Source organism: Aeromonas sp. TS_SC_11 (assembly GCF_057318915.1).
On the sequence record NZ_CM170470.1, the window covers coordinates 4,152,482 to 4,172,399 of the forward strand.

General features: G+C 57.7%; 7 protein-coding genes and 1 pseudogene. 3 read left to right on the plus strand and 5 right to left on the minus strand.

Annotation, left to right across the window (positions count from 1 at the left end; genetic code table 11):
- Positions 1-26 precede the first annotated feature (26 nt).
- From AC1P02_RS19240 to AC1P02_RS19250, 3 genes are all read left to right on the plus strand, one after another.
- Positions 27-380, plus strand: coding sequence for a hypothetical protein (locus AC1P02_RS19240; protein ID WP_485182927.1), 354 nt, complete (start codon positions 27-29; stop codon positions 378-380).
- A gap of 16 nt (positions 381-396) precedes the next feature.
- Positions 397-603 (plus strand): hypothetical protein, encoded by a 207-nt coding sequence (locus tag AC1P02_RS19245; protein ID WP_235671704.1) that lies wholly within the window; start codon positions 397-399, stop codon positions 601-603.
- A 110-nt stretch (positions 604-713) separates the two neighbouring features.
- Positions 714-2,186, plus strand: a complete 1,473-nt coding sequence (locus tag AC1P02_RS19250; RefSeq protein ID WP_485182928.1) for an RES family NAD+ phosphorylase — start codon at positions 714-716, stop codon at positions 2,184-2,186.
- Between the two features lie 200 nt (positions 2,187-2,386).
- On the opposite strand, the pseudogene AC1P02_RS19255 reads toward AC1P02_RS19250, so the two are convergent.
- The 5 genes and pseudogenes from AC1P02_RS19255 to AC1P02_RS19275 all read right to left on the minus strand — a co-directional run bounded on the left by AC1P02_RS19255 (position 2,387) and on the right by AC1P02_RS19275 (position 19,915).
- Positions 2,387-3,304: pseudogene (locus AC1P02_RS19255) on the minus strand (IS5 family transposase).
- A 487-nt stretch (positions 3,305-3,791) separates the two neighbouring features.
- The gene (locus AC1P02_RS19260; protein WP_021140495.1) at positions 3,792-4,496 is read right to left on the minus strand and encodes an SIMPL domain-containing protein; all 705 of its coding nucleotides are present in this window, start codon (positions 4,494-4,496) and stop codon (positions 3,792-3,794) included.
- Positions 4,497-4,552: 56 nt separating this feature from the next.
- Entirely contained in the window at positions 4,553-5,110 is a 558-nt protein-coding gene (locus AC1P02_RS19265; protein WP_021140494.1) for a hypothetical protein, read from the minus strand.
- A gap of 86 nt (positions 5,111-5,196) precedes the next feature.
- Positions 5,197-17,724, minus strand: coding sequence for a retention module-containing protein (locus tag AC1P02_RS19270; RefSeq protein WP_485182929.1), 12,528 nt, complete (start codon positions 17,722-17,724; stop codon positions 5,197-5,199).
- A 265-nt stretch (positions 17,725-17,989) separates the two neighbouring features.
- On the minus strand, positions 17,990-19,915 hold the full coding sequence (locus tag AC1P02_RS19275; protein WP_485182931.1) for an EAL domain-containing protein: 1,926 nt from the start codon (positions 19,913-19,915) through the stop codon (positions 17,990-17,992).
- Positions 19,916-19,918: the final 3 nt, after the last annotated feature.

Below are 19,918 nucleotides of genomic sequence, written 5' to 3' on the forward strand. Positions count from 1 at the left end.
GCATGTAAGGAGTTGTTGCTTAAGGAATGGATAGCAAATTGAGAGCGCCAGCTCTGAAGATGGCGGGCTGGGGACTACTTCACGATGATTTCTTTGACCTGGACGACGTCGCCGAAGTGCTTGAGATACCCAGTGGAGAGGCGGGCCAGCTAATGTACTACTTGCGCACGCTGCATAGTGTAGAGTTGGTTTCCGAAGTCCGTGTAGGGCGAAAAGAGGAGGGGAAAGTCTACAAACGGATTGTCATCAAGGTGCTCTGCATCTATCCAGAAGCTCCACCAAGGCCAAAGAGGTTGCCGCAGCTCTCGAAGTCGGCCTCTCTCCAGCAACAGTTGACCAGACTGGTCAAATTCATGCCTTCACTGCGGGGAGATCGCTGATACAGGTGGTATAGCGATGCCAGCACGGCCGTCTGTCTGCCAGCACTGTGGCGGTATCGGGCTGAGGCCCCAGGTACGCCGCGCCATCGAGCTATTCCTGGGAAGCTGGAGTCGTAGTGAGTGGGAGCGGCAGTGGTATCCGCTCTATCAAGCGGTGCTGGCCTGGTGCCATGTTCAGGAGAGCGAGGTGGCGGCGTTCTATAAGAGGGTGACGGCTGCGTGAGCATCTTGAAATTTTGAATCACCAAATTGAATGCTCCAATGGTCTGGTAATGAGAGGTTTGTCAGGTACTTTGGTTTTAATTGCGAGTGAGCACTTGGGGAGCACATTTAATGCAATACAGTGACAATAACGATGAAGAACGGGAATTGCGTATTTGTTACGAGTGTGTCGGTGAGGCATACCTTTCCAGCGAGATCGAACGAAATGGTGTAGAAGGGGGATGTTCTTATTGCGATGAGGTCGCGAAATCTTGGGCGATTCATGAGTTATCTAACTCAGTTGAGGCCGCATTAGAACGCCATTTCATCCGTACGTCAGATCAGCCTGATTCGTTGCAGGAGCGGATGTTGGCTGATAGAGAATCCTTGTATGACTGGTATCGTGATGGTGAGCCAGTCCTTGATGTAATTGTGAATACTGCTGAAATTTCAGAAGATGCTGCGAAAGACGTTTTAGAGATCCTTGCAGATAAACACTATGACCGCCATTTAGCAGAGATAGGTGAAGAGACGGAGTTTGATGGAGATTCTTATTATGAGCAGAGAAGGGCTAGTGATGAGACTTGGCAGTGGGAATGGAATAACTTTGAACAATCGCTGAAGTCTGAAGCCCGCTTTTTCAGCAGAGCTGCAACGGATTATCTTGCTTCAATTTTTGATGGGATTGATGAGTGTAAGACTAGAGACGATTGTCAGGTAGTAGTTAATGCTGGACCGCAATCTGAATTTGAGTTTCTCTATCGTGCCCGTGTTTTCCAATCAAAAGAGAAACTCAAAGAAGCAATTTGCCATCCTGACCTTCATATTGGTCCACCTCCTGGCCGCTTTGCCGCATCTGGCAGAATGAATGCACGAGGTATTTCAGTATTCTATGGTGCAACAGATGCTGATGTCGCACTTGCTGAGGTCCGTCCCCCAGTTGGAAGTGACGTTGTGGTCGCGAAGTTTTTCATAGTTCGTCCGCTCCGTCTTCTAGACCTAAGCGCATTGGAGGGGGTGTACGAGAATGGGAGCTTCTTTGATCCTCTCTATAAGGAAAGGCTCGAGAGGGCCGCGTTCCTTCGTTCATTAGGTCGGCGCATAACAAAGCCCGTTATGCCAGATGATCAAGACTTCGACTATCTAGTAACGCAAGCTATAGCGGATTTTCTAGCAACTGAGAATAAGCCACAGCTAGATGGAATCATCTTCGAATCTGTTCAATCGAAGAGTGGGCGAAATGTAGTCTTGTTCCATAAGGCTGCAAGAGTTGAACCAATAGTTTATCCAAAAGGTACTGAGGTCAAAGCTGATAGTGGATATTGGACTGAAGATGGATGGGAGCCGGAGTACGTAGTTCGGGTTCGGTCACCGCGTCAAGAAGAGCCTCAGGTTCCACCAGGCAATAAGATTTTTGCCTATCTTGGCCTACCACCGGATGTTGATCGTGCTCTAGGCTATTTAACAGATGTTGCCGCTGACCCAAGGGATGTCGTGCTGCGGGTTGACCCCAAGTCAATTACTGTACATCAAATTGATAGGGTTCAGGTGCATTCCACAATGTCGGAGGTTAAACGCCATACATTTAAGATGTTTAACCGATGAGATAATTAAGATATTTCTGCTGGGATCTCTCTGATACCGGTGGTGTAGCGGGCGCTTTAATGTTTCTGTGGGAGATAAGTATGTCTAGGCTGTGTTCTTAAAGTGATGAAGATATAATCTCAAATCTTCTCAACAGCTTAAGACGGCGTTGTTTCCCAAATCAGCCAGCAAGTCATGACTTCCCCAGCCCCTGGTGACCGCTACACTCGGGGCTTTCTGACAGGTAGGCCCAGGGTATTCAGCTTGTTTATGGCGCTTACATACGCCATGACTTCTCCCACTTAGCCGTTGTAGTTACGCAGACTGATTTTCCCCGTCAGCAACTGCTTGAACCGATACATCGCCGTCTCTGCCAGCGAGCGACGGTGATACCCCGATATCTTCTTCCAGTGCGCCAGCCCTTCCTTGCGCATTACCAGCACGGCCTCATTTCTTGGATGCCCCTTTTTCCATAACCCCGCGCTCTTGCGAGGCGGGATACATGCTGTCGCCCCTTTTCGCGAGATAAGCTGATGGCTGGCTTTGCTGTCATAAGCTCCATCCGCATAAACATGTCCCAGCTTACGCCGCAGAGGGTTGAGCAAGGTGGGCAACACCTCGGCATCATGGACATTTTCCAGCGAGACTTCCGTCGCCACGATATCGTGGGTCACCGGGTCTACCGCCAGATGCAACTTGCGCCAGACTCGCCGCTTCTCAGCGCCATGTTTTCTGACCTTCCATTCGCCTTCGCCAAACACCTTCAGACCCGTCGAGTCGATAACCAGGTCGGTGATGCGCCCCTTGCTGGGCTGCCGATAGGCCACTGTCACCGTGCGGGCCCGCTTGCTGACACAGCTATAGTCCGGTGCGCACAACGGCACATTCATCAACTCGAACAGGGAGTCGAGTAGTCCCTGAGTAGCCCGCAGAGTGAGGCTGAAAATCCCCTTGAGCATCAGGAAGGTACAGATGGTCTGGTCAGTGTAAAGCTGGCTGCGGCCCCGCCGCCCATTATGGTCGTGGTGGAACCAGTTGTTCATGGCGGTGGCATCAACCCAGAAGGTGAGTGAACCACGGTTAATCAAAGACTTGTTGTATTTAGGCCAGTTGGTGATGGGGTGAAGCGATGTGGCCATGATGCAGACTTGAAGAGGATGGTGGTGCTCAGATCACCAAGTCCTCAGTTAGTTCCATTCAAGCCGCATCGATTTGGGAAACAACGCCGGTATTGGTACAAATGTACTCTAAAGCTGCCTTTCACGACACCTCCACGTGAGGGAACAGTAGCACCTCGATTTGAAACCAGAATTAAACCATTAGAAAAAAAGTGGGGGGATATATGGGGGCATTAAATCAACATTAAAGTTAATGGCTTGAACTTATTGTGTTTTTTCATTAAAAATGCCGGTCACTGACCGGCATTTTTCTATCCCTCTTCTACCTGCTGCCAGATGCTGAGCACAGGGATGCAAGCCATCAAGCCTGCAAGAGCGGGAGACTGCTGCCCGCCAGGCGATATCACTTGCTCGCTGATGCGCGCAAACAACTGCCGTAAAAACAACAAGCCCGAGGGGTGAGCCTCGGACTTGGGACAGGTGAGGGACAGGGCCGGAGGCCATCCCCTTACTCCAGCAGGAAGACGGCTTCCACGTTGTCCGTGATGCTGATCTGCTGCTGTTGATAACTGTTTTCCATCATGTCGGCGGCAGGGGCCATGGCGGCGGCCTTGAGTGCACGGCTATAGATGGGCATGGGGGTATTGTTGCGGTACTCCACGCTGTAAACCTTGCCAAGCTTCATGCCGAACGCCTTGGCCAGGGACTCCGCCTTGTTCTTGGCATCCTCGACCGCACCAATACGAGCCTGCTCCTTGATGATCTGCGGCGACTTGAGACCGTACTCAATCTGGGAGACTGACTCCAGACCCGCCTTGAGAGCGGTATCCATCAGCCCGCTCAGTTTGTCGAGCTGATAGAGTTTGACCGCGAGTTGACGCTGGGCACGGTATCCCACCAGTTCCGGTTTCTTGTTCTGCGGATACTGATATTCGGGAGAGATCACCAAGTTGCCCGCTTCCACATCGCTGCGCTTGATGCCCAGCCCTTCCAGCTGACCAAAGAAGGCCGCAACCTTGCTATCGACCTGCTGCTTGGCCTTGATGCCCTGCTTTTCCAACGCAGTGACTGCAACATTGAGGGTCAGCATATCGGGTTCGGCCTTTTGCTCGGCATAACCACTAACCACCAGATGTGGGGCTTGCGGTACTTCGAGCGCGAATAACGGAGCACTGACAACCAGAGCGGAAAGGGTAAGAAGGGAACGCCACATATAAAAAAACCTCAATCAATTAGAGTGAGGTCATTATGCCCGTGGCTGAATGGGATTCATATATCGTGCAATGGCGGTATCTGATCCAGTACCTGATTGGTCATATCGATACTGATGCTGATCTCATTGCCCATCGGCTCAGGATGACTCGAGGCAACAGGTGCGACACTGCGGGAAGTGATCAGGTCTTCATCATCAAAATGGAACGAATCCCACGACAGAACATGTCCCTGTACCTGGCTAATGGGGTCTGCCAGCGTGGATGTGGTCAGTGGAGCACAGTCGATACTGTCGGAGTGAATGAGCAGATCCTGCAAGCAGGCATGGCTCAAACTCTGCAGCGAATACTCCTGCTGCCCCTCATCATGCCCGACCAGCACCACCCTGTGAGGTGGCTCAGCATCCATTGCCGGATTAAATGCGATGGTGGCCGCCGCGAAGTCCACATTGAGGGAACCCGCCACGTCGCCATCTTCGCTTTCAAGATCCAGCCCGTCAATCCGGTCACCCGCCATGGTTGCCTGATAGCCAAACTGGCCGGTGCAGGTAATGCTGCCCTGCCCGTCCCAGCTATAGCGAATGCCATCAATATCGACCCAATTAAATGACTGCATGGTGACCCTCTCCTCTACTGCCGCTATCTTAGCCGCCCCCTCCGTCAAAAAACAGGGGCCAGGCATAGCCCGGCCCCGTTACCTGATTACGGATCAACCTTGAGGTTACCATCATCCAGCAGTTGCTTGATGATATCCTGGTTAGAACCCAGGGAGGCAAGATCAAGGGAGTTCTGGAACTGAATCGTCAGCTCGGAGCCACCGACCGCACCATCAGGGTCTATCGTCAACGTCTTGGTGGCGGTATCAAACTGCAAGTAACTGTCCAACGCCGCCGCCAAATCATCATTACTGCCGCCAGTGGGAACCCCAACCAGCAAATCAGACAGATCCAGCACATCCCCCCCACTGGCCGTATTCCCAAGGGTAAAGTCCGTGATGTTGTCCGTACTGCCATCTGCATCGCCTGCAAGCCACTTGAAGGTATCGCTACCGGCGCCCCCTGTCATGGTGTCGCTACCGAGGCCGCCGATCAGAATGTCCTCACCCAGACCACCGATCAGAGTGTCATTGCCCGCCCCTCCTTCCAGACGGTCATTGCCATCATTGCCATTAAGCACATCAGCACCCGCATGGCCGAGTAATACGTCATCTCCGCTGGTGCCTACGAGGGCATCATTGGCACTGGTACCTTCCATTACTGTCGGTGCCACCGTGGCACTGGAAGCAATATTGATGGTCAGCTGAGCTGTATCCTGATCTCCATCACTTTGTGCCAGTTGATAGTTGAATACATCCGCTTTGCCCACATTGTTAAGATCCGCATTCGGTGTGTAGGTATAAGCACCATCACTGTGGATCTCGAGTGAGCCATAAAGCCCAGCCACTGTCTGACTTGTAGTGACAGCGGTATAGCTGCTGCCATTCCAGATCTTGAGCACAGTGCTCTCCGCTCCGATGGCATCAACACTTCCCCAAGGATCGCCACTCATCATGTCGTGGTTGGGATCGGTTAGCAGATTGCCATGTGCAGCCGTCAAGGCAATCGCAGCCGTTGCGGCAGCAGTCACGTTGAGTTTGATATTATCCAGCTGCAACGTGGAGTCAGAGTTACCAGAACCATCATTCACCGAGAAATAAACCCGGTAGCGTGTCCCAGCATCCAGGGTAGACGTCGTGATAGTCGACAACGAACCCGGATCACCGGATAGATTACCGCTAAAGCCAACGCCAGAGAGTTGAACCCAGCTTGATCCATCGAATTTGTACAGACTCCAGGTCACTGTATCGCTGGCATGTACGTTACCTCTATCGTATTGGAAGCTAAGTGTGGTTGTACCTGCCAGTCCAGTGACGAACTCTGGGGTCAGAAGCTCTGCAGCACCGGCGCCATCATCATTGCTATCAACGAGTTGCAATGCGCCTCCACTAACACTGCCGTCCAGGGTCGAACTGCTTAGCGTACTGACAATCCACTTGTTGCCATTGCTCGCCACGGCAGAGCCGATGGAAGTGGAACCCAAGTCCATCACACTCATACCAGTGCCAGAAGTGTCATAGATCCAGGGATTGTACCCGACCCCACTGTTCGCAGAATTGGTTGTATCCCCAAAGTCTGCCAGTGTGGTGCTGGTCGTGGCCCCCGGGACCATGATCTGGGTTACCAGCGCTTCATCGCCGTTGTCATAGGCGATAACATCACTGGAATCTGTCGTGATCATGTTGAGTACGCCGGTCTTCACGTCCCCATCCGCATCGCTGATGGTGTAGCGGAAGGTCTCTGTATAGTCATTTGCCACGTCCAAAGACAAGCTATAGCTATACGCCCCGGTCAACAAATTGACCGAGAAAGTTCCCCCACCATGAGTGGGAATAGTCAGCACATGCGTTATTGCGTTGTAGCCGGAATACGTCGTGGTATACACCACATCCGGGGTTGCCGGGTTGCCATCTGCATCATGAGAGATACTGGTGATTGGCAAGGTCGCCGGACCATCAGCACCGAATACAACCCCAGCATCAGTCAGCAAATTCCCTGTGGTTGGGACCTGTACTGTCCCGGACAGGGTCGAAGCCAGCTGACTCAGATCCGTGACAATGATGGCAGGTTGCTGTTGGCCAGAGCTTCCGTTGTAAGCTATTGGCGTCAGCGCGCCAGCGGTTGCACCGGTCCCCATGCCCAGGGCATAAGCATTGATATCATTACTATTAAGGAAGGCTTCCCAAGCGGTTTGTTCCGCCGTGTTGATGCCCGTACTTCCGGTACCGCTAACACCTGGCCAATTGGTACTTTCGGTGGGTTCCCCATCAGAGAGGAAATACAGCACACTCTGGCCGCCGATGATTTTTCCTGCCGAATCGTAGGCTGACATAGCCTTGATCAGGGCATCGTCATAGTCAGTACCACCGTCACCTAGGTAGTCGGTAATGCCATTGATAACATTCAGGGCTTGAGCCGCTGTCAGCCAAACATCGCCAGATCCCAGGAAGTTAGTGGTTGCCGAACTGGCAAAGCCAACCAAGCGTACCATTACGTCCCCTACATCATCGTAATCACCAATGAGCTGCAGAATGGATGCTTTGGCAATCGCCATGCGGGTAGCGAATCCAGCCACCCCGGAGGCATAATCCATGCTGCCTGATGTATCAAGAATGATCATCAGGTTGGTGCCTGGATTCGAGAACTCCTCGACCCGGGTATTAAGATCCACAGGCGAAACAGGCACGTCATCCACTATCCGCACACTCAGGGTGTTGTTGGCACTGTCGCCATCGCTGTCCACCAGGGTGACCGCGAAATCCTCAAACAGGTTGTTGTTGCCTCCCCCGCTCGGGTGCGCCTCGTTGTCCGTCAGCGTGTAGCTGTAGCTCACCAGCCCCGTCGCCGGGTTGTACGCCGTGATGGTCAGGGTGTTGCCAAACCCGGTCGTCACGCTCTGCGGCACGCTCGCCACTACACCACCACTGACCAGGTTGATGCCCCCCACGCTCAGCGTCTGGACGCCATCCGGCGCACTGATGTTGAAGCTGCCCGTGACCGTGGTCGACTCCTTGCTGCTGTCAGACCCCGCCGATTCACCCGCCCCCCGAGTCGACAACAGGTCATCCTCGAACACGGTCGCATCGCCGCCCTCGCCTTTGGGCGTCAGGTCGGTGATGGTCACATTGTCATCGTCATTGCGGATACTCAGCGTCAACGTCGCCGTGCTGGTGTCGCCATCGCCATCCGTCAGCACATAGGTGAACACCTCGCTCCCCGTCGCCCCGCCCGGCAACGCCACAAACTGCGGGTCAGCCGGATTGAGGGTATAGGTGTAGCTGCCGTCTGCACCCAGCACCAGACTGCCATAGGTCCCCGTCAGGGTGCCCGCCGTGACCGCCGCACCGTCCGCGCCCTGCACGTCGTTGCCCAGCACATTGCCGCCCAGCACCAGGCTGGCTTCGCTTGCCACGCCCGGATTGCTGTCGTTGCTCGCCGTCGGCACGTCATCCACTATCCGCACACTCAGGGTGTTGTTGGCACTGTCGCCATCGCTGTCCACCAGGGTGACCGCGAAATCCTCAAACAGGTTGTTGTTGCCTCCCCCGCTCGGGTGCGCCTCGTTGTCCGTCAGCGTGTAGCTGTAGCTCACCAGCCCCGTCGCCGGGTTGTACGCCGTGATGGTCAGGGTGTTGCCAAACCCGGTCGTCACGCTCTGCGGCACGCTCGCCACTACACCACCACTGACCAGGTTGATGCCCCCCACGCTCAGCGTCTGGACGCCATCCGGCGCACTGATGTTGAAGCTGCCCGTGACCGTGGTCGACTCCTTGCTGCTGTCAGACCCCGCCGATTCACCCGCCCCCCGAGTCGACAACAGGTCATCCTCGAACACGGTCGCATCGCCGCCCTCGCCTTTGGGCGTCAGGTCGGTGATGGTCACATTGTCATCGTCATTGCGGATACTCAGCGTCAACGTCGCCGTGCTGGTGTCGCCATCGCCATCCGTCAGCACATAGGTGAACACCTCGCTCCCCGTCGCCCCGCCCGGCAACGCCACAAACTGCGGGTCAGCCGGATTGAGGGTATAGGTGTAGCTGCCGTCTGCACCCAGCACCAGACTGCCATAGGTCCCCGTCAGGGTGCCCGCCGTGACCGCCGCACCGTCCGCGCCCTGCACGTCGTTGCCCAGCACATTGCCGCCCAGCACCAGGCTGGCTTCGCTTGCCACGCCCGGATTGCTGTCGTTGCTCGCCGTCGGCACGTCATCCACTATCCGCACACTCAGGGTGTTGTTGGCACTGTCGCCATCGCTGTCCACCAGGGTGACCGCGAAATCCTCAAACAGGTTGTTGTTGCCTCCCCCGCTCGGGTGCGCCTCGTTGTCCGTCAGCGTGTAGCTGTAGCTCACCAGCCCCGTCGCCGGGTTGTACGCCGTGATGGTCAGGGTGTTGCCAAACCCGGTCGTCACGCTCTGCGGCACGCTCGCCACTACACCACCACTGACCAGGTTGATGCCCCCCACGCTCAGCGTCTGGACGCCATCCGGCGCACTGATGTTGAAGCTGCCCGTGACCGTGGTCGACTCCTTGCTGCTGTCAGACCCCGCCGATTCACCCGCCCCCCGAGTCGACAACAGGTCATCCTCGAACACGGTCGCATCGCCGCCCTCGCCTTTGGGCGTCAGGTCGGTGATGGTCACATTGTCATCGTCATTGCGGATACTCAGCGTCAACGTCGCCGTGCTGGTGTCGCCATCGCCATCCGTCAGCACATAGGTGAACACCTCGCTCCCCGTCGCCCCGCCCGGCAACGCCACAAACTGCGGGTCAGCCGGATTGAGGGTATAGGTGTAGCTGCCGTCTGCACCCAGCACCAGACTGCCATAGGTCCCCGTCAGGGTGCCCGCCGTGACCGCCGCACCGTCCGCGCCCTGCACGTCGTTGCCCAGCACATTGCCGCCCAGCACCAGGCTGGCTTCGCTTGCCACGCCCGGATTGCTGTCGTTGCTCGCCGTCGGCACGTCATCCACTATCCGCACACTCAGGGTGTTGTTGGCACTGTCGCCATCGCTGTCCACCAGGGTGACCGCGAAATCCTCAAACAGGTTGTTGTTGCCTCCCCCGCTCGGGTGCGCCTCGTTGTCCGTCAGCGTGTAGCTGTAGCTCACCAGCCCCGTCGCCGGGTTGTACGCCGTGATGGTCAGGGTGTTGCCAAACCCGGTCGTCACGCTCTGCGGCACGCTCGCCACTACACCACCACTGACCAGGTTGATGCCCCCCACGCTCAGCGTCTGGACGCCATCCGGCGCACTGATGTTGAAGCTGCCCGTGACCGTGGTCGACTCCTTGCTGCTGTCAGACCCCGCCGATTCACCCGCCCCCCGAGTCGACAACAGGTCATCCTCGAACACGGTCGCATCGCCGCCCTCGCCTTTGGGCGTCAGGTCGGTGATGGTCACATTGTCATCGTCATTGCGGATACTCAGCGTCAACGTCGCCGTGCTGGTGTCGCCATCGCCATCCGTCAGCACATAGGTGAACACCTCGCTCCCCGTCGCCCCGCCCGGCAACGCCACAAACTGCGGGTCAGCCGGATTGAGGGTATAGGTGTAGCTGCCGTCTGCACCCAGCACCAGACTGCCATAGGTCCCCGTCAGGGTGCCCGCCGTGACCGCCGCACCGTCCGCGCCCTGCACGTCGTTGCCCAGCACATTGCCGCCCAGCACCAGGCTGGCTTCGCTTGCCACGCCCGGATTGCTGTCGTTGCTCGCCGTCGGCACGTCATCCACTATCCGCACACTCAGGGTGTTGTTGGCACTGTCGCCATCGCTGTCCACCAGGGTGACCGCGAAATCCTCAAACAGGTTGTTGTTGCCTCCCCCGCTCGGGTGCGCCTCGTTGTCCGTCAGCGTGTAGCTGTAGCTCACCAGCCCCGTCGCCGGGTTGTACGCCGTGATGGTCAGGGTGTTGCCAAACCCGGTCGTCACGCTCTGCGGCACGCTCGCCACTACACCACCACTGACCAGGTTGATGCCCCCCACGCTCAGCGTCTGGACGCCATCCGGCGCACTGATGTTGAAGCTGCCCGTGACCGTGGTCGACTCCTTGCTGCTGTCAGACCCCGCCGATTCACCCGCCCCCCGAGTCGACAACAGGTCATCCTCGAACACGGTCGCATCGCCGCCCTCGCCTTTGGGCGTCAGGTCGGTGATGGTCACATTGTCATCGTCATTGCGGATACTCAGCGTCAACGTCGCCGTGCTGGTGTCGCCATCGCCATCCGTCAGCACATAGGTGAACACCTCGCTCCCCGTCGCCCCGCCCGGCAACGCCACAAACTGCGGGTCAGCCGGATTGAGGGTATAGGTGTAGCTGCCGTCTGCACCCAGCACCAGACTGCCATAGGTCCCCGTCAGGGTGCCCGCCGTGACCGCCGCACCGTCCGCGCCCTGCACGTCGTTGCCCAGCACATTGCCGCCCAGCACCAGGCTGGCTTCGCTTGCCACGCCCGGATTGCTGTCGTTGCTCGCCGTCGGCACGTCATCCACTATCCGCACACTCAGGGTGTTGTTGGCACTGTCGCCATCGCTGTCCACCAGGGTGACCGCGAAATCCTCAAACAGGTTGTTGTTGCCTCCCCCGCTCGGGTGCGCCTCGTTGTCCGTCAGCGTGTAGCTGTAGCTCACCAGCCCCGTCGCCGGGTTGTACGCCGTGATGGTCAGGGTGTTGCCAAACCCGGTCGTCACGCTCTGCGGCACGCTCGCCACTACACCACCACTGACCAGGTTGATGCCCCCCACGCTCAGCGTCTGGACGCCATCCGGCGCACTGATGTTGAAGCTGCCCGTGACCGTGGTCGACTCCTTGCTGCTGTCAGACCCCGCCGATTCACCCGCCCCCCGAGTCGACAACAGGTCATCCTCGAACACGGTCGCATCGCCGCCCTCGCCTTTGGGCGTCAGGTCGGTGATGGTCACATTGTCATCGTCATTGCGGATACTCAGCGTCAACGTCGCCGTGCTGGTGTCGCCATCGCCATCCGTCAGCACATAGGTGAACACCTCGCTCCCCGTCGCCCCGCCCGGCAACGCCACAAACTGCGGGTCAGCCGGATTGAGGGTATAGGTGTAGCTGCCGTCTGCACCCAGCACCAGACTGCCATAGGTCCCCGTCAGGGTGCCCGCCGTGACCGCCGCACCGTCCGCGCCCTGCACGTCGTTGCCCAGCACATTGCCGCCCAGCACCAGGCTGGCTTCGCTTGCCACGCCCGGATTGCTGTCGTTGCTCGCCGTCGGCACGTCATCCACTATCCGCACACTCAGGGTGTTGTTGGCACTGTCGCCATCGCTGTCCACCAGGGTGACCGCGAAATCCTCAAACAGGTTGTTGTTGCCTCCCCCGCTCGGGTGCGCCTCGTTGTCCGTCAGCGTGTAGCTGTAGCTCACCAGCCCCGTCGCCGGGTTGTACGCCGTGATGGTCAGGGTGTTGCCAAACCCGGTCGTCACGCTCTGCGGCACGCTCGCCACTACACCACCACTGACCAGGTTGATGCCCCCCACGCTCAGCGTCTGGACGCCATCCGGCGCACTGATGTTGAAGCTGCCCGTGACCGTGGTCGACTCCTTGCTGCTGTCAGACCCCGCCGATTCACCCGCCCCCCGAGTCGACAACAGGTCATCCTCGAACACGGTCGCATCGCCGCCCTCGCCTTTGGGCGTCAGGTCGGTGATGGTCACATTGTCATCGTCATTGCGGATACTCAGCGTCAACGTCGCCGTGCTGGTGTCGCCATCGCCATCCGTCAGCACATAGGTGAACACCTCGCTCCCCGTCGCCCCGCCCGGCAACGCCACAAACTGCGGGTCAGCCGGATTGAGGGTATAGGTGTAGCTGCCGTCTGCACCCAGCACCAGACTGCCATAGGTCCCCGTCAGGGTGCCCGCCGTGACCGCCGCACCGTCCGCGCCCTGCACGTCGTTGCCCAGCACATTGCCGCCCAGCACCAGGCTGGCTTCGCTTGCCACGCCCGGATTGCTGTCGTTGCTCGCCGTCGGCACGTCATCCACTATCCGCACACTCAGGGTGTTGTTGGCACTGTCGCCATCGCTGTCCACCAGGGTGACCGCGAAATCCTCAAACAGGTTGTTGTTGCCTCCCCCGCTCGGGTGCGCCTCGTTGTCCGTCAGCGTGTAGCTGTAGCTCACCAGCCCCGTCGCCGGGTTGTACGCCGTGATGGTCAGGGTGTTGCCAAACCCGGTCGTCACGCTCTGCGGCACGCTCGCCACTACACCACCACTGACCAGGTTGATGCCCCCCACGCTCAGCGTCTGGACGCCATCCGGCGCACTGATGTTGAAGCTGCCCGTGACCGTGGTCGACTCCTTGCTGCTGTCAGACCCCGCCGATTCACCCGCCCCCCGAGTCGACAACAGGTCATCCTCGAACACGGTCGCATCGCCGCCCTCGCCTTTGGGCGTCAGGTCGGTGATGGTCACATTGTCATCGTCATTGCGGATACTCAGCGTCAACGTCGCCGTGCTGGTGTCGCCATCGCCATCCGTCAGCACATAGGTGAACACCTCGCTCCCCGTCGCCCCGCCCGGCAACGCCACAAACTGCGGGTCAGCCGGATTGAGGGTATAGGTGTAGCTGCCGTCTGCACCCAGCACCAGACTGCCATAGGTCCCCGTCAGGGTGCCCGCCGTGACCGCCGCACCGTCCGCGCCCTGCACGTCGTTGCCCAGCACATTGCCGCCCAGCACCAGGCTGGCTTCGCTTGCCACGCCCGGATTGCTGTCGTTGCTCGCCGTCGGCACGTCATCCACTATCCGCACACTCAGGGTGTTGTTGGCACTGTCGCCATCGCTGTCCACCAGGGTGACCGCGAAATCCTCAAACAGGTTGTTGTTGCCTCCCCCGCTCGGGTGCGCCTCGTTGTCCGTCAGCGTGTAGCTGTAGCTCACCAGCCCCGTCGCCGGGTTGTACGCCGTGATGGTCAGGGTGTTGCCAAACCCGGTCGTCACGCTCTGCGGCACGCTCGCCACTACACCACCACTGACCAGGTTGATGCCCCCCACGCTCAGCGTCTGGACGCCATCCGGCGCACTGATGTTGAAGCTGCCCGTGACCGTGGTCGACTCCTTGCTGCTGTCAGACCCCGCCGATTCACCCGCCCCCCGAGTCGACAACAGGTCATCCTCGAACACGGTCGCATCGCCGCCCTCGCCTTTGGGCGTCAGGTCGGTGATGGTCACATTGTCATCGTCATTGCGGATACTCAGCGTCAACGTCGCCGTGCTGGTGTCGCCATCGCCATCCGTCAGCACATAGGTGAACACCTCGCTCCCCGTCGCCCCGCCCGGCAACGCCACAAACTGCGGGTCAGCCGGATTGAGGGTATAGGTGTAGCTGCCGTCTGCACCCAGCACCAGACTGCCATAGGTCCCCGTCAGGGTGCCCGCCGTGACCGCCGCACCGTCCGCGCCCTGCACGTCGTTGCCCAGCACATTGCCGCCCAGCACCAGGCTGGCTTCGCTTGCCACGCCCGGATTGCTGTCGTTGCTCGCCGTCGGCACGTCATCCACTATCCGCACACTCAGGGTGTTGTTGGCACTGTCGCCATCGCTGTCCACCAGGGTGACCGCGAAATCCTCAAACAGGTTGTTGTTGCCTCCCCCGCTCGGGTGCGCCTCGTTGTCCGTCAGCGTGTAGCTGTAGCTCACCAGCCCCGTCGCCGGGTTGTACGCCGTGATGGTCAGGGTGTTGCCAAACCCGGTCGTCACGCTCTGCGGCACGCTCGCCACTACACCACCACTGACCAGGTTGATGCCCCCCACGCTCAGCGTCTGGACGCCATCCGGCGCACTGATGTTGAAGCTGCCCGTGACCGTGGTCGACTCCTTGCTGCTGTCAGACCCCGCCGATTCACCCGCCCCCCGAGTCGACAACAGGTCATCCTCGAACACGGTCGCATCGCCGCCCTCGCCTTTGGGCGTCAGGTCGGTGATGGTCACATTGTCATCGTCATTGCGGATACTCAGCGTCAACGTCGCCGTGCTGGTGTCGCCATCGCCATCCGTCAGCACATAGGTGAACACCTCGCTCCCCGTCGCCCCGCCCGGCAACGCCACAAACTGCGGGTCAGCCGGATTGAGGGTATAGGTGTAGCTGCCGTCTGCACCCAGCACCAGACTGCCATAGGTCCCCGTCAGGGTGCCCGCCGTGACCGCCGCACCGTCCGCGCCCTGCACGTCGTTGCCCAGCACATTGCCGCCCAGCACCAGGCTGGCTTCGCTTGCCACGCCCGGATTGCTGTCGTTGCTCGCCGTCGGCACGTCATCCACTATCCGCACACTCAGGGTGTTGTTGGCACTGTCGCCATCGCTGTCCACCAGGGTGACCGCGAAATCCTCAAACAGGTTGTTGTTGCCTCCCCCGCTCGGGTGCGCCTCGTTGTCCGTCAGCGTGTAGCTGTAGCTCACCAGCCCCGTCGCCGGGTTGTACGCCGTGATGGTCAGGGTGTTGCCAAACCCGGTCGTCACGCTCTGCGGCACGCTCGCCACTACACCACCACTGACCAGGTTGATGCCCCCCACGCTCAGCGTCTGGACGCCATCCGGCGCACTGATGTTGAAGCTGCCCGTGACCGTGGTCGACTCCTTGCTGCTGTCAGACCCCGCCGATTCACCCGCCCCCCGAGTCGACAACAGGTCATCCTCGAACACGGTCGCATCGCCGCCCTCGCCTTTGGGCGTCAGGTCGGTGATGGTCACATTGTCATCGTCATTGCGGATACTCAGCGTCAACGTCGCCGTGCTGGTGTCGCCATCGCCATCCGTCAGCACATAGGTGAACACCTCGCTCCCCGTCGCCCCGCCCGGCAACGCCACAAACTGCGGGTCAGCCGGATTGAGGGTATAGGTGTAGCTGCCGTCTGCACCCAGCACCAGACTGCCATAGGTCCCCGTCAGGGTGCCCGCCGTGACCGCCGCACCGTCCGCGCCCTGCACGTCGTTGCCCAGCACATTGCCGCCCAGCACCAGGCTGGCTTCGCTTGCCACGCCCGGATTGCTGTCGTTGCTCGCCGTCGGCACGTCATCCACTATCCGCACACTCAGGGTGTTGTTGGCACTGTCGCCATCGCTGTCCACCAGGGTGACCGCGAAATCCTCAAACAGGTTGTTGTTGCCTCCCCCGCTCGGGTGCGCCTCGTTGTCCGTCAGCGTGTAGCTGTAGCTCACACTACCTGCCCCAGTAACAGGGTTGTAATTAATGCCTGTCACTACCAGTTGATTGCCTAGTGGGCTAGTGATCGTCTGTGGGAAAGCCGTAATAGAGAGCCCATTGCTGATCAATGTGATGTCACCGAGCGTCAAACTCTGAACACCATCTGCTGCATTGAAAGTGAAGACGCCACTTTGCGTCAGAGCCGTTGTGTCAGAGCCACTGCCATCGGCCAAGGCAGCTTCGCTCAACGTCAGATCTCCCCCTTCTAATTGGAATCCGCCTAATTCAGCCGGCTCATCGACCGGTGTAATCGTAATGGAAAGGGTAGATTGAACCGTGTCTACACCATCGGTAACGCTGTAGTTCACTGGCGGAACCGAACCATCATAGTTAGGTGCTGGCGTGAACTGATAGCTGCCATCTGCATTGACCAGCAGAGTTCCCACACCCGCCAGCGTCACTGGCGTACCCAATACGGGGTTGGTTATCGCTCCCCAGCTAAATCCCGTAATGGATGGAGCCTGTGGTCCATCATTATCTGTCGTGTTGACCAACAAGTTGCCAGAGCCTGCGCTGTCTTCTGTGACAACCACACTTTCACTCTGATCGGAGAGAGCATTGACAGGAGTAATGGTCAATTCCAGTGTGGACTGCACCGTATCTGTACCATCGCTTACCACATAGGTAACAGGCGGAACCGCACCATCATAGTTGGGCGCAGGCGTGAAGGTAAAACTGCCATCGGAGTTGACAATCAGGCTGCCGATACCATCAATCGTGACGCTCGTACCGGCAGTCACGTTGATATTGTCTCCCCAACTGAATAGCGGTACCGATGCGGCTTCAGGGCCATCAGTGTTGACGGTGTTGGTGAGCAAGTTCCCATTCAGCACCCCACCCTCAGCAACCGTCAGCTGCTCTCCTTCATCACTCAATTCGTTGGTCAGCAGTGGCTCTGCAAGTTGCTCTGTATCCACCACAGGCTCAGTCTGATAAGCAGTATCAAACCCGGCTGCAGCAATGGTTGCATCACCCGTTCTATCAATGGTGACAAAACCGCCATTACCGCTGGCCCCGGCAACCCCGCCAATACCACCGCCGCCACCACCAGCTGCAGGTGCACCACCTGCGGCAGACGCCTCAAAATTTTGTGTCGGGTCGACCCCTTGCAAGATCGATTGTTGCAATGCTGCAATTTCAGGGGAGGTAGCCGTGCCATCGTCCGGGACTTGCTGCAGTCCCGGTACAGGTACATCCGGCGCAGAGGAATCTGGCGTGGTGGCGGTAGGGGCATCGTCATAGGGAGCCAATAACAGCTTGGCATCATCTGCAATATTGAGCTTGGCTCCAGGTTGCAGAATTTCACCTTTCTGCAATGGGCGACTGCTTCCATCGGCCAGCAAGATTTGAACATTGCCTTCAATAGAAGACACCACCACGGTTTTGTCGATTACTTGAGTGCGCATATCCATTGCTCCAACATGACAGATCTTGATGTCTACACCATAGATACCTGCCTCCCTGGCTTCCGTTGCAAAAATGTACAGGGTTGGTTCAAACCTAGAGCAATGCTGCCCATTAAATCGAAGGGTCTTTTTTATATTATTGAATCAATCACTTAATTGGGATTCGAGTAAGGCCTTAGCAAATTTACTATTAAAAACCTCAATGCTTATTTATATTTCGCATAAAAAAAGGCCCCTATGGGGCCTAAGTGGTTATATTGATTGCTCAAGGCAAGGGAAATGCAGGGTGTACGAAGCCCTGATAACCGTCGATATGCAGCTTGGAAAGCAGCTCGACCTGATGCTGATCCTCAACACGAGTTGCGATGGTAGTCACACCCGCATTGTGGGCGGCGCGACAAACCGCGGCCAGGAAAGAGGTGTCTGCCCCCGGCTCCATGACCTGACTGGTATAACCATGGTCAACCTTGACATACGCCGGAGCCAGCTCTTCCAGATAGCCCAGAGACTGGAAGTGGCGGCCATAATGGTCAACCCCCCACTGAAATCCATGCTCCTGCAAAGTATTCACCAGCGCGGTCACATGTTCCTTGTGCTTCATGATGGCGGCTTCCGGTATTTCAAACAGCAAACGATCCTTCAGCTCTGCATGGGTTGTCAGGTACTCCGTCAGCCAGGTCAGAAACTCGTCAGAGCAGAGGGAACCTACCGTAATATTGATGGCCAGCACCAAGTCTGATTGCTGTTTAAGCAAAGGAACGCAGGCATCCAATACTGCCTGATCAAATTCACTCCCCAACTTGAATTGTTCGATGGCTGGCAAGAACTGGCCCGCAAAGTAGTCGGTCCCATCCCGCGAAATAGAGGCAAACAATTCAGCATGCAACCGCACCCCATTGTCGAATCGGCAGGCCGGTTGCGCCTTGAAGCGCCACAAGTGCCGTGAAATGGCATCTTGTACCAGATCGCGCCAAGCCAGGCGCCCCATCATTCCCTGACCTGTGCCCCCTTCCATGACCACGGCGCCACGGCGTTCGTTTCGGGCCTTGCCAAGCGCATTATCGGCTTTGGTCAGCAAGGCGGAGAGATCGTCATTGCCATCACGCCCCGCAATACCGATGACGGAGAGGGCATCTCCTTCACCCATCGGATTAACGACCAAGTCGGCAATACGGCTGTTGATAACCTCCGCCAAGTCTTTCAACTGGGTCAGATCATCAGTTGGACAAAGCAGCGCATATTCAGTCGCAGAGATCCGCGCCAGAGCCGCACCATCCCACCCCTTCAACTGATCTTTCAAAGTCTGGGCGATGGACTTAACCATGTTGTCCCGCGCGGCAAATCCCTCTTCGCGGTACAAATCATCGAGCATATCGACCGCCACCAGCATGACACCACCTTGTCCTGCCTCGGCAATCCAAGCGTTGACCTGACCGACAAAATAGGCTCTGTTGCCCAGCCCGGAAACTGCATCCACATAGACCCGCTCCCGCAGTTTTTCAGCTTCATCGGCTTGCTCTTTGAACTGCAGTGCCAACTTGCTGGAGAGGGTATTGATGGCCTGCACCACCTGCTTCAATTCGTGGGTTTTGGGCTCTGGAATGGCGTGACCGAAATGGTGAAGTTCAATCTCCACCGCCTGCTCGCAAATTTGTTTGAGTGGCTTGAGCAGATAATTCAGTGCCCTCATCAGCAAAATGGTGGTGATTAAAAAACCGATCAGGAACCAGCTTGCCAGTTCGCTCATACCCCGCCACAGCTCGTAATAGGCTTGTCCCGGGTGGCCCACCACTTTCAGTTTGCCCAGTTGCAGCCAGCCGGATGTCAGAATTGACTCGTTAGATACTTCGGGAAACAACCCCAAGCCGATAAACCACTGTGGTACGCCCTGAATGTTGCTGGTGTTCTCTTGCTCGATGACATCTTTAGACGCTAGCAGATCCAGTCGGATCAACTGATAATAGCCGCCATCGAATATGGCCTGAATGACAGATTCAGCTCCCACCTTGTCACCGTTTTCCAAATACGGGGTCAGCGCCAACCCGAGCGAGGTGGCGGTATTGATGACGGTGGTTTCCTGCTGCTGGGCCAGATAGGTTCGGGTCGAATTGAACTGCACCCAATAGGTGGCTGCAAACAACAAGCCGAACAGGATCAACATGGTTGCCAATAATTGTCTGTAGAGCGTCATAGG

Excerpts from the sequence above, each read along its gene's own strand:
- AC1P02_RS19240 (WP_485182927.1), top strand. The coding sequence starts at position 27 with ATGGATAGCAAATTGAGAGCGCCAGCTCTGAAGATGGCGGGCTGGGGA.
- AC1P02_RS19245 (WP_235671704.1), top strand. The coding sequence starts at position 397 with ATGCCAGCACGGCCGTCTGTCTGCCAGCACTGTGGCGGTATCGGGCTG.
- AC1P02_RS19250 (WP_485182928.1), top strand. The coding sequence starts at position 714 with ATGCAATACAGTGACAATAACGATGAAGAACGGGAATTGCGTATTTGT.
- AC1P02_RS19260 (WP_021140495.1), bottom strand. The coding sequence starts at position 4,496 with ATGTGGCGTTCCCTTCTTACCCTTTCCGCTCTGGTTGTCAGTGCTCCG.
- AC1P02_RS19265 (WP_021140494.1), bottom strand. The coding sequence starts at position 5,110 with ATGCAGTCATTTAATTGGGTCGATATTGATGGCATTCGCTATAGCTGG.
- AC1P02_RS19270 (WP_485182929.1), bottom strand. The coding sequence starts at position 17,724 with ATGCGCACTCAAGTAATCGACAAAACCGTGGTGGTGTCTTCTATTGAA.
- AC1P02_RS19275 (WP_485182931.1), bottom strand. The coding sequence starts at position 19,915 with ATGACGCTCTACAGACAATTATTGGCAACCATGTTGATCCTGTTCGGC.